This window comes from Rhodococcus sp. P4_C10 (genome assembly GCF_056402135.1).
Map to the genome: position 1 here is coordinate 24,778 of NZ_JBFUHZ010000057.1, position 11,576 is coordinate 36,353.

Genomic DNA, 11,576 nt, shown 5'->3' on the forward strand with positions numbered 1-11,576 from the left:
CCAACACCGAAGGCCGGGTACGAGATTCGTACCCGGCCTTCGGTGTGTGGCCTTCACTGTCCACGCCCGGGGGCGTGGGAACCTACTTGAGCTTCGCCAGCCGCTCGACGGTCGCGTCGAACTCGGCGACCAGTTCGGCGATCGACTCGGCGACCGGCCGGATCTCGTTCATCCGCCCCACGATCTGGCCTGCCGGCATCGCGACCACCTCGGGATCCTCCGAGGCGACGATCCGCTGGTGCGCCTCGGCCACCAGCAAGTTCTGCAGCGGCATCGGCAGCGCGTCCGGTGCGCCGGGCTTGGACCAGGCCTCCGTCCACTTGGTCTTGAGCAGGCGAGCCGGCTTGCCCGAGTAGATCCGCGAGCGAACGGTGTCACCCGAGGTCGCGGCGAGCAGCGCACGCTGCGTTGCCGACGTCCCGTCGGCGGCGCTGCCCAGCTTGTACTCCGCGGCGGTGAGCCAGTACGACCCCATCCACACACCGGAGGCGCCGAGGCTCATCGCCGCCGCGATCTGCCGACCGCTGCCGATACCACCCGCGGCCAGCACGGTGGCGGAATCACCCACCGCGTCGACGATCTCGGGAACCAGGACCATCGAGGCGATCTCACCGGTGTGGCCACCCGCCTCGTAGCCCTGGGCGATGACGATGTCGACGCCGTTGGCAACGTGGCTCAGTGCGTGACCGACCGCGCCGGCCAGGGCCGCGACCGGCACCCCGTGCGCGTGCGCCTCGTCGATGACGTCCTTCGGTGGCGAACCGAGCGCGTTCGCGATCAGCGCCGGACGGTGCCGGAGCGCGACGTCGACCTGCGCGCGGGCCACGGAGTGCAGCCAGCCGAGGGTTCCCGTCGCCCGCTCGACGTCGTCGGACAGCTGCGGAACGCCGAGTTCGTCGAGCGTCCGGTTGACGAACGCACGGTGCTCGGCCGGGATCAGCTTGTCCAGGTCGACGGCCGCACCCTCGGTCGGGATCTTGGCCGGCATGACGATGTCGACGCCGTACGGCTTGCCGTCGGTGTTCTCGTCCATCCAGGTGAGGACGGCCTCGAGCTCCTCGGGGTCGTTGAACCGCACGCAGCCGAGCACACCGAGCCCGCCGGCCCGCGACACCGCCGCCGCCACGTGCTCGGACGGGGTGAACGCGAAGATCGGGTACTCGATGCCGAACTTCTCGGCCAGGGCGTTACGCATCAGGAGTTCCCGTTGGAGTAGTTGTCGTCCGCCTCGCGCTGTGCGGTCTGCTCCTTGGCCCACTGGTAGTTCGGCTTACCGGCCGGGTTGCGCTTGATCTCGTCGACGAACCAGACGCTGCGCGGCACCTTGTAGCCGGCGATCTCCTTGCGGCAGGCCAGGACGATCTCGTCCAGGGTCGGCCGCTCGACGTCCGGGCGCACGGCGACAACCGCAGCGACCCGCTGTCCCCAGCGCTCGTCCGGGACGCCGACGACGAGGGCGTCGAACACCGCGTCGTGCGTCTTGACCGCGCCCTCGACCTCCTCGGGGTAGATCTTCTCTCCGCCGCTGTTGATCGAGACCGAGCCACGGCCCAGCATGGTGACGGTACCGTCCTCCTCGACCCTGGCGAAGTCACCGGGGATTGAGTAGCGCACGCCGCCAAGGGTTTTGAAGGTCTCCGCCGTCTTGGCCTCGTCCTTGTAGTAGCCGAGCGGGATGTGGCCGTGGCGGGCCAGCAGGCCGACCTGGCCGGAGCCGGGAACGACGGGGACGCCGTCGTCGTCGATGACCACGGTCGCGGCGTCGATCTTCACGCGCGGGCCGCCGGAGTGCTCGAAGCCCTTGGCGATCACGCTCAGGCCGCCGAAGCCGGTCTCCGAGGACCCGATCGAATCAGTGAGCAGGCGGTTCGGCAGCAGGTCCAGGAACTGCTCCTTGAGCACCGGCGAGAACAGCGCGGCGCTGGAGGCGATGACGTACAGCGAGGACAGGTCGTAGGGCTCACCGGTCTCGGGGTTGCCGGCGACGAGCGCGTCGAGCATCGGACGGGCCATGGCGTCACCGGTGATGAAGATGAGGTTGATCTTGTGCTTGTCGATGACCTGCCACACCTCGTGGCCGTCGAACTCGGGGTGCATGACGAGCGTGCCGCCGCCGAAGAGACTGTGGAACACCGCGGACTGCGAGCCGCCGTGGATCATCGGGGGGATCGGGAAGCGGACCATCGGGGCGTTCGCGGCGCCGACCTTGGCCATCTCCCACTCGTCCTCGACGACCTCACCGGTGACGAAGTTGACGCCGCCGCCGAGCACTCGCCACCAGTCCTCATGGCGCCACATGACACCCTTGGGCAGGCCCGTGGTGCCGCCGGTGTAGAGCATGAAGATGTCGTCCTGGCTGCGCTCGCCGAAGTCGCGCTCGGGCGAGCCCTCCGCCAGCGCCTGCTCGTACTCGACGGCGACGCAGTTCTCGGAGGCGCAGCTGGCGACATCGTTGACGGCGGTGCCGTCCTCGACGACCACCACGGTGCGCAGCAGCGGGGTCTTCGGCGCCACGGCGGCGACCTTGTCGATGTAGCGACGCTCAACGATGAGTGCGGCCATGTCCGAGTTCTCGAAGATGTACTGCAACTCGTTCTCGACGTAGCGGTAGTTCACGTTGACCATCACCGCGCGGGCCTTGAACACCGCCACCATGGCCTCGATGGCCTCGATGGTGTTCCGCGAGTAGATGCCCACCTTGTCGCCCGGCTTCACACCGCGTTCCTGCAGGTAGTGGGCAAGGCGGTTGGCTCGCGCCTCCAACTGCGAGAAGGTGAACTCACGGGTGCTGTCGATCAGCGCCACCCGGTCGGGATTCAGGTCAACGGAGTGCTCGACGAAGTCTGCGATATTAAGGGCCACATCCAACAAAATAGAACGTGTTACCGTTTCATGCAAGGGTCAGTTTGAGACCCACCTCACACGAGATCGGGAGCGAATTAAGTGTCCTCCACCACAGCCGAAGTTTCCGACATTTCGGAACAGTCGCCGCACTGCCTCGTCGAGAAGCGCGGTCACGTCCTCATCGTGACGATGAACCGGCCGGACTCGCGCAACGCCCTGTCGAGCGAAATGATGGCGATCATGACCGAGGCCTGGGACCAGGTCGACGCCGATCCCGACATCCGGGTCGCGATCCTCACCGGCGCCGGGGGCACGTTCTGCGCCGGCATGGACCTCAAGGCGATGAACAAGAACGCCCCCGGCGACAAGTTCGTCAAGGGCGGCATGGACCTGACCAAGCTGCCGGCGCTGCTCAAGGGCCGTCGGCTCACCAAGCCGCTGATCGCCGCGGTCGAGGGCGCGGCCATCGCCGGCGGCACCGAGATCCTGCAGGGCACCGACATCCGCGTGGCCGGCGAGAGCGCCAAGTTCGGCGTCTCCGAGGCCCGGCTGGGACTTTTCCCGCTCGGCGGTTCCGCGGTCCGCCTGGTCCGCCAGATCCCGTACACCGTCGCCGCCGAGATCCTGCTCACCGGCCGCAACGTCCCGGCACCCGAGGCCAAGGAACTCGGCCTGATCGGCCACGTCGTCCCCGACGGACAGGCCTTGTCCAAGGCACTCGAGATCGCCGAGGCAATCGCCGCGAACGGCCCGATCGCCGTGCAGGCGATCCTCAAGACCATCCGCGTCACCGAGGGCATGCACGAGGAAGACGCCTTCAAGCTCGAGGCTGAGATCGGCGCCGAGGTGTTCAGGAGCGACGATGCCAAGGAGGGCCCGCGCTCGTTCGCCGAGAAGCGCGCCCCGAAGTTCCAGGGCAAGTAGCGGTACAGATCAAGGCAGGCAAGACCCCGGCGACTCGGCACCGAGTCGCCGGGGTCTTTGCTTGGGCACTCGTTGGCCCGGCCCATGGATCGGGCCCCGGGTCGGCGACCCGGGGCCCAGTCCTGGAACCTGCTCCACTCACATCAGGCGGGGTTGATCGCCTCGGACAGCTGACGCATGTGCGCGACGTCCCGACAGGTCACCAGCAGCATGGTGACGCCCGAGTCCTCCCACACCTTGACCTGGTCGCGGACCTCGTCGACGTTGCCGAGAATCATCGTGTCGGTGACCATCTCGTCGGGGACGATCGCGGCCGCCTCCTCCTTGCGGCCGGACAGGAAGAGCCTCTGGATCTCCTTCACCTGCTCGCCGTATCCCATCCGGGTGTACACCTGGGCGTGGAAGTTCACCTCGGCCGCGCCCATCCCGCCGACGTACAGCGCGGTGATCGGCTTGAGCTTGGCGATCGCCCCGGCTCGGTCGTCGGTGATGACGACCTGGCAGGTGGCCGCGACCTCGAAGTCTTCCCGGCTGCGCCGGGCACCCGGGCGCGCGAAGCCCTCGTCGAGCCACTCGTTGTACATCGGCGCCAGACGCGGCGTGTAGTAGATCGCCAGCCAGCCGTCCGCGATCTCCGCGGTCATGGCGACGTTCTTCGGGCCCTCCGCGCCGAGCCAGATCGGCAGGTCCGCGCGCAACGGATGGGTGATCGGCTTGAGCGGCTTGCCGAGGCCCATCCCCGCCTCACCCTGGAACGGCAGCGGGTAGTGCGGGCCGGCGTTGGTCACCGGCGCCTCCCGCGCGAGCACCTGCCGCACGATCGAGACGTACTCCCGGGTGCGCGCGAGCGGCTTCGGGAAGGGCTGGCCGTACCAGCCCTCGACGACCTGCGGGCCGGAGACGCCGAGGCCGAGGATCGCGCGGCCGCCGGAGAGGTGGTCGAGGGTCAGCGCGTGCATGGCGGCACCGGTCGGCGTACGCGCGGACAGCTGCGCCACCGAGGTGCCGAGCCGGATCCGCTCGGTGCTCGAACCCCACCAGGCCAGCGGGGTGAACGCGTCGTTACCCCAGGACTCGGCCGAGAACACCGCGTCGAACCCCGACGCGTCGGCCTCGGCCACCAACTCCTGGGCGTTGGCGGGGGGCTGCGCGCCCCAGTACCCAAGTTGCAAACCGAGCTTCATCGACTGCCTCCATACATGGTGATCAGAACTCACTATTGCTAGTGGAATAAGAACCTGTTCTACTCGACTTTGTGACCATGAGGAAGAGTTCACTGGAACTAGAACCAGATTCGGCGGGCCAGGAGCGGCCGCTGAGCGCGCCGCTGCACATGGCGTTCAACTACACGCGCTCGGTCGGACCGACCATCGGCGCATTCGTGAACGGACTGCGGGAGCATCGCGTGGTCGGCGTGCGCGGGTCGGACGGCCGGGTGCACGTGCCGCCCGCCGAGTACGACCCGGCGACCGCCGAACCGCTCACCGACTTCGTCGAGGTGTCGCCGGTCGGCACGGTCCAGTCGTGGACGTGGGTCTCCGAGCCGATCGCGGGCCAGCCCTTCGACCGGCCGTTCGCCTGGGCACTGGTCAAGCTCGACGGGGCCGACACCTCGCTGCTGCACGCCGTCGACGTCTCCTCCCCCGACGAGATGAGCACCGGCATGCGCGTGCACATCCGCTGGGCCGACGAGACCGTCGGGCACATCCAGGACATCGCCTCCTTCGCACCGGGCGAGGGCGACGGAACCACCACCGCCGCAGCGCCTTCCGACGCCGAACCGGTCACCATCATCACCACCCCGGTCGACATGATGTACACCCACACCGCCTCCGCGCAGGAGAGCTACTACCTGCGCGGTCTCGTCGAGGGCAAGATCCTCGGCGGCCGGACCGACGCCGCGGGCAAGGTCTACGTGCCCCCGCGCGGCGCCAATCCCACCGACGGCATCCCGACCAAGGAGAAGGTCGAGGTCGCCGACCGCGGCACCGTCACCACGTTCTGCATCGTCAACGTGCCGTTCCTCGGCCAGCGCATCAAGCCGCCGTACGTCGCGGCGTACATCCTGCTCGACGGCGCCGACATCGCGATCCAGCACCTGATCCTCGACATCGACGCCGCCGACGTGCGCATGGGCCTGCGCGTCGAGGCAGTCTGGCGTCCCCGCGAGGAGCGCGGCTACACGCTCGAATCCATCTCCCACTTCCGTCCTACCGGCGAACCCGACGCCGAGTACGACACCTACAAGCAGCACCTGTAGAGAGGCCCACCCCGTGACAGAGATTGCAGTGGTCGGCTTCGCGCAGGCCCCCCATGTTCGTGAGACCGCAGGCACCACCAACGGTGTCGAGATGCTGGTCCCCATCTTCCAAGAGCTCTACTCCACCCTCGGAATCACGAAGTCCGACATCGGTTTCTGGTGCTCGGGTTCGTCCGACTACCTCGCCGGACGCGCCTTCTCGTTCATCTCCGCGATCGACTCGATCGGCGCAGTGCCGCCGATCAACGAGTCGCACGTCGAGATGGACGCGGCCTGGGCCCTGTACGAGGCCTGGATCAAGATCATGACCGGCCAGGTCGACACGGCCCTGGTCTACGGCTTCGGCAAGTCCTCCGCCGGCAACCTGCGCCAGATCCTGGCGATGCAGCTCGACCCCCACCTGGTTGCCCCGTTGTGGCCGGACTCGCTGTCGGTCGCCGGACTGCAGGCCCGCGCCGGCATCGACGCCGGCAAGTGGACGCCCGAGCAGATGGCGGAGGTGGTGGTGCGCAGCCGCAAGGCGGCCAAGGACAACCCGCTCAGCCAGCTCTCCGGCGACTACGACGTCGAATCGCTGCTCGCGCAACCGTTCATCGCCGACCCGCTGCGCGCACACGACTGCGCGCCGATCACGGACGGCGCCTCCGCGATCGTTCTGGCCCGCGGCGACCGCGCCCGCGACATGTGCGAGAACCCCGCCTGGATCACCGGTTTCGAGCACATCATCGACTCCCCCGCCCTCGGCGGACGTGACCTCACCGTCTCGCCGTCCACCACGGCCGCGGCCCGCTCCGCGACGGGCGGCGACCTCGGCGGCATCGAGTTCGCCGAGCTGCATGCGCCGTTCAGCCACCAGGAACTCATCCTGGCCGAGGCGATCGGGCTCTCGGAGTCCGTCACCGTCAACGCGTCCGGCGGCCCGCTCTCGGGCAACCCGCTCTTCTCCGCGGGCCTCGAGCGGATCGGTCACGCCGCCCGCAAGATCCACACCGGCGAGGCCGGCCGCACGCTGGCCCACGCCACCAGCGGTCCCGCGCTGCAGCAGAACCTGGTCGCGGTCATGGAAGGACGTAACTGATCATGGGTGGTAAGCACAAGGCTGCGGTCCTCGGCACCGGCCAGACCCACTACGTCGCCAAGCGGACCGACGTCTCGATGTCCGGCCTGGTCCGCGAGGCCATCGACCGTGCCATGATCGACGCCGAGGTCAGCTGGGACGACATCGACGCCGTCGTCGTCGGCAAGGCCCCCGACATGTTCGAGGGCTCGATGATGCCGGAGCTGGCGATGGCCAACGCGCTCGGCGCCGTCGGCAAGCCCCTGCTGCGCGTGCACACCGCGGGCTCCGTCGGCGGTTCCACGGGCGTCGTGGCGGCCTCCATGGTCCAGTCCGGCGTGCACAAGCGGGTGCTGGCCGTGTCCTGGGAGAAGCAGTCCGAGTCGAACGCCATGTGGGCGCTGTCGATCCCGGTGCCGTTCACGATGCCGGTCGGCGCGGGCGCGGGCGGCTACTTCGCCCCGCACGTGCGCTCGTACATCCGCCGCTCCGGCGCGCCCAGCCACATCGGCGCGATGGTCGCGGTCAAGGACCGGCTCAACGGCAGCATCAACCCGTACGCCCACCTCAAGCAGCCCGACATCACGCTCGAGTCGGTGCAGGCCTCCCAGATGCTCTGGGACCCCATCCGTTTCGACGAGACCTGCCCGTCCTCGGACGGCGCCTGCGCCATCGTGATCGGCGACGAGGACACCGCGAAGTCGATGCTCTCTCGCGGCCGCCAGGTGGCGTGGGTGCACGCCACCGCCATGCGCACCGAGCCCACCACGTTCTCCGGGCGCGACCAGGTCAACCCGCAGGCCGGCCGCGACGCCGCCGCCGCCCTGTGGAAGGACGCGGGCATCACCGACCCGTTCAAGGAGATCGACGCCGCCGAGATCTACGTCCCGTTCTCCTGGTTCGAGCCGATGTGGCTGGAGAACCTCGGCTTCGCGGCGGAGGGCACCGGCTGGAAGCTCACCGAGGCCGGCGAGACCGCCCGCGACGGTAGCCTCCCGGTCAACGCGTCGGGCGGCGTGCTCTCGTCCAACCCCATCGGCGCGTCCGGCATGATCCGCTTCGCGGAGGCCGCGATTCAGGTGATGAACCGCGGCGGAGACCACCAGATCCAGGATGCCCGCAAGGCCCTCGGTCACGCCTACGGCGGTGGCTCACAGTACTTCTCGATGTGGGTCGTCGGTGCGGACGAGCCCGAGTAGACCGAGAGCGCAGACGAACCCGAGTAGCCCTGACACCCACCGAGGAGCATGAGTCATGAAGTTCACCGTCGGAATTGCGATGAGCCCGCTCGACCAGCTCACCGCGCTTGCGCAGACCGCGGAGGAGTGCGGGTTCGCCAACATCGCACTGCCCGACTCGCTGTTCTACATGGAGACGGCCGCCGCCGACTACCCGTACACCCCGGACGGCTCCCGCATGTGGAACGCCGAGACGCCGTGGGTGGACCCGTTGATCGCGGCGGCCGCGATGGGGGCCGCGACCTCCACCATCGGCTTCTACACGAACGTGCTCAAGCTGGGCTCGCGCAACCCCTTGCTGCTCGCGCGGCAGGTGGGTTCGGTGGCCAACCTGACCGGCAACCGCTTCGGCTTCGGAGTCGGGATCGGCTGGGCACCTGAGGAGTTCGAGTGGTGCGGCGTGCCGTTCAAGCGCCGCGGCGCCCGGGTCGACGAGATGATCGAGGTCATCAAGTTGACCCTGGCCGGAGGCATGGTGGAGTACCACGGCGAGTTCTTCGACTTCGACAAGCTGCAGATCAGCCCCGCCCCCACCAAGCCGGTGCCGTTCTACGTCGGCGGACACACCGACGTGGCACTGCGCCGCGCGGCCCGGGTGGGTGACGGCTGGACCTCGGCGATGATGAAGTTCAAGGACCTGGTGGAGACCAAGCGAAAGCTCGACGACCTGCGGGCCGAGAACGGCCGGGCCGACGAGCCTTTCGAGATCCAGGCGGTGTGCATCGACCGCTTCGGCAAGGACGGCTACCAGGAACTCGCCGCCGCAGGGGTCACCGACACCATCGTGGTGCCGTGGATCTTCGACGGCGTCCCGTTCGACGGACCGCTCGAGGCCAAGCAGGACTCGCTGCGCAAGTTCGCCGCCGAGAACATCAACTAGGACCGAGGGAGCATCATGACGACCGTCGAACATCCGGCTCGCATCGCGTCGCGTGCCTCGCAGGCGGCAGCGAGCGGCAAGCGCAAGGCGGAGTGGCTGGACCTCTTCGCGGAGGACGGTTGGGTCGAGGATCCGGTCGGCCCTTCGGGTTTCGACCCCGAGGGCAAGGGGCACCACGGCCGGGAGGCGATCGCCCGCTTCTACGACATGACGATCGCCAACACCGACTCGTTGACCTTCAACGTGGCGGACACCCTGACCTGCGGTGACGAGATGGTCTACATCGGCAGCATCCGGTCCGTCGTGGCGGGCAACCAGATCGACGCCGAAGGCGTGTTCGTCTACCGGGTGAACGCCGAGGGGAAGCTGCAGTCGATTCGGGCCTTCTGGGAGGTCGACCGGGCGATGAAGACGCTCGTCAAGCTGTAGTACGCACGAACGCCGGAAGGGACCGCACCTCGCAATCGAGGTGCGGTCCCTTCCGTTTCACGGCAGGGGGTCCGACCGTAGGCGATCGGAAGGACAGCATTCAGTGCACAGACAATCGGAAGATCTCCGGATCTGTTTCATCGGAGACTCTTTCGTCGCGGGCGTCGGCGACGAGACCGCGCTCGGCTGGACCGGCCGGCTGCTGGCCCGCAGCGCGCCGGTCCTCTTCGTCGGCCCACCGCCCGTGCACGACAAGGAGCACAATCGTCGGATCCTCTTGCTCAGCAATGATTTTCGCGAAATCTGCGATGAGCGCGGGTGAATGGCTGCGCCGCTGAGGCCGCCGTAGACCGGAACGAAGACGGCAGCGCCSGCGCGGGGGGGGCCCGCCCCGGGCAACCGCCGGTCTTGTAGTCGACCTGGTACTCCTTGATGCCGTTGAGCCAGCCGGACCGCAGCCGGCGGGTCTCGCCGACCTGGGTGATGTCCGGGAGGATGTCGGCGATCGCGTTGAAGATCAGGTCGATCTCCATGCGGGCCAGGTTGGCGCCGAGGCAGTAGTGCGCGCCGGTGCCGCCGAAGGACAGGTGCGGGTTCGGGTTCCGGAGGATGTCGAACTTCTCCGGGTTCTCGAACACCTCCTCGTCGAAGTTCGCCGACACGTAGCTCATCACCACGCGCTGGCCCTTCTTGATTGCGACGCCGCCGATCTCGGTGTCCTCGAGCGCGGTGCGCTGGAAGGAAGCAACCGGGGTGGCCCAGCGGATGATCTCGTCCGCCGTGGTCTTCGGGCGCTCCTTCTTGTACAGCTCCCACTGCTCGGGGTTGTCCATGAAGGCCTTCATGCCGTGCGTGGTGGCGTTGCGGGTGGTCTCGTTACCGGCCACCGCGAGCACGATCACGAAGAAGCCGAACTCCTCCGGGCTGAGCTCGTCGCCGTCGACGTCCGCCTCGATGAGCGTGGTGACGAGGTCGTCGCCCGGGTTCTGCTTGCGCGCCTCGGCCAGCTGGTACGCGTATCCGAGGATCTCCATCGACGCGGCAGCCGGGTCGATGTCGGCGAACTCGGGGTCGTCGTACGAGGTCATCTGGTTGGACCACTCGAAGACCTTGCCGCGATCCTCCTGCGGCACACCGATCAGCTCGGCGATGGCCTGCAGCGGCAGCTCCGCCGCGACCTGGGTGACAAAGTCGCCGTTACCTTCCGCAGCGGCGGCCTTGACGATGGCCTCGGCCCGGTCCTTGAGCTCGGCCTTGAGCCCGTTGATCGCGCGGGGGGTGAAGCCGCGGGAAACCAGCTTGCGGAGCTTGGTGTGCTCCGGCGCGTCCTTGTTCAGCAGCACGAAGCGCTGCAGCTCGATGGCCTCGCGCTGCATGTCGTCCGCGAAACGCGGGATGGCGGTGTTCTCCCAAGTGGAGAACACCTCGCTGCGCATCGAGACGTCGCGGATATCCTCGTGCCGGGTGACCAACCAGTAGCCACCGTCGTTGAACCCGCCGACGCCGTCGGGCTGCTCGACCCAGAACACCGGCTCGGCCTTGCGAACCTCCGCGAGCTCCTCGACGGGGATCCGATGTGCGTAGATGTCGGGGTCCGTAAAGTCGAAACCCGCGGGAATGTTGGGCTGTGCCACTGCTGTCTCCTGCCCTCGCGATCGTTGCCGCAAGTGATGTGGAACACGTTCTATAAACATTGAATCACAGAGCCCTCGCAAGGGAAAGGTCTGCACGTCATACCCTTGCCCTTCAGGGAGAACCTGTTCTACTTTCAGAGTACTGAGGGAAAGGAGCCCGCTGTGGGCACACCAGTAATCGTCGAGGCAGTCCGTACCCCGATCGGCAAGCGAGGGGGTTGGCTGTCCGGCCTGCACGCGGCGGAGACCCTCGGCGCGGTTCAGGTCGGACTTCTCGAGCGGGCGGGCATCGACCCCCTCCTCGTCGAGC

General features: G+C 67.9%; 10 protein-coding genes and 2 pseudogenes. 8 read left to right on the forward strand and 4 right to left on the reverse strand.

What is annotated here, in order from left to right; all coding sequences use genetic code 11:
- Positions 1-82: 82 nt before the first annotated feature.
- Both AC1DWC_RS24450 and AC1DWC_RS24455 read right to left on the reverse strand, forming a co-directional pair.
- Positions 83-1,195 (reverse strand): NAD(P)H-dependent flavin oxidoreductase, encoded by a 1,113-nt coding sequence (locus tag AC1DWC_RS24450; RefSeq protein WP_477912217.1) that lies wholly within the window; start codon positions 1,193-1,195, stop codon positions 83-85.
- Complete coding sequence (locus AC1DWC_RS24455) at positions 1,195-2,862, reverse strand: acyl-CoA synthetase (RefSeq protein ID WP_477912219.1); 1,668 nt, start codon at positions 2,860-2,862, stop codon at positions 1,195-1,197. The genes AC1DWC_RS24450 and AC1DWC_RS24455 overlap by 1 nt, the downstream gene beginning before the upstream one ends.
- A gap of 81 nt (positions 2,863-2,943) precedes the next feature.
- Here AC1DWC_RS24455 and AC1DWC_RS24460 point away from each other — a divergent pair, with 81 nt between their 5' ends.
- Entirely contained in the window at positions 2,944-3,768 is an 825-nt protein-coding gene (locus AC1DWC_RS24460) for a crotonase/enoyl-CoA hydratase family protein (protein WP_477912221.1), read from the forward strand.
- A 143-nt stretch (positions 3,769-3,911) separates the two neighbouring features.
- Here AC1DWC_RS24460 and AC1DWC_RS24465 read toward each other — a convergent pair whose 3' ends face one another.
- On the reverse strand, positions 3,912-4,952 hold the full coding sequence (locus tag AC1DWC_RS24465; RefSeq protein ID WP_477912223.1) for an LLM class F420-dependent oxidoreductase: 1,041 nt from the start codon (positions 4,950-4,952) through the stop codon (positions 3,912-3,914).
- A 77-nt stretch (positions 4,953-5,029) separates the two neighbouring features.
- On the opposite strand from AC1DWC_RS24465, the gene AC1DWC_RS24470 reads away from it, so the two are divergent.
- The 6 genes from AC1DWC_RS24470 (at position 5,030) to AC1DWC_RS24495 (ending at position 9,954) form a co-directional block, all read left to right on the forward strand.
- The gene (locus AC1DWC_RS24470) at positions 5,030-6,028 is read left to right on the forward strand and encodes a Zn-ribbon domain-containing OB-fold protein (RefSeq protein ID WP_477837374.1); all 999 of its coding nucleotides are present in this window, start codon (positions 5,030-5,032) and stop codon (positions 6,026-6,028) included.
- Between the two features lie 13 nt (positions 6,029-6,041).
- Positions 6,042-7,106 carry a thiolase domain-containing protein gene (locus tag AC1DWC_RS24475; protein WP_477912225.1) on the forward strand — a complete coding sequence of 355 codons (1,065 nt, stop codon included), beginning with the start codon at positions 6,042-6,044 and terminating at the stop codon, positions 7,104-7,106.
- Positions 7,107-7,108: 2 nt separating this feature from the next.
- Positions 7,109-8,284 (forward strand): thiolase domain-containing protein, encoded by a 1,176-nt coding sequence (locus AC1DWC_RS24480; RefSeq protein ID WP_477912227.1) that lies wholly within the window; start codon positions 7,109-7,111, stop codon positions 8,282-8,284.
- Positions 8,285-8,339: 55 nt separating this feature from the next.
- Complete coding sequence (locus AC1DWC_RS24485; RefSeq protein WP_477912229.1) at positions 8,340-9,203, forward strand: TIGR03619 family F420-dependent LLM class oxidoreductase; 864 nt, start codon at positions 8,340-8,342, stop codon at positions 9,201-9,203.
- Positions 9,204-9,218: 15 nt separating this feature from the next.
- Positions 9,219-9,632: a nuclear transport factor 2 family protein gene (locus AC1DWC_RS24490; RefSeq protein WP_477912231.1), complete on the forward strand. Its 414-nt coding sequence runs from the start codon at positions 9,219-9,221 to the stop codon at positions 9,630-9,632.
- Positions 9,633-9,735: 103 nt separating this feature from the next.
- Positions 9,736-9,954, forward strand: a complete 219-nt coding sequence (locus AC1DWC_RS24495; RefSeq protein ID WP_477912233.1) for a hypothetical protein — start codon at positions 9,736-9,738, stop codon at positions 9,952-9,954.
- A gap of 64 nt (positions 9,955-10,018) precedes the next feature.
- Here the strand turns inward: AC1DWC_RS24495 and AC1DWC_RS24500 are convergent.
- Positions 10,019-11,266, reverse strand: a pseudogene (locus tag AC1DWC_RS24500) (cytochrome P450); the annotation flags it as partial.
- Positions 11,267-11,428: 162 nt separating this feature from the next.
- Between AC1DWC_RS24500 and AC1DWC_RS24505 the strand changes: the two are divergent.
- Positions 11,429-11,576: pseudogene (locus tag AC1DWC_RS24505) on the forward strand (steroid 3-ketoacyl-CoA thiolase); the annotation flags it as partial.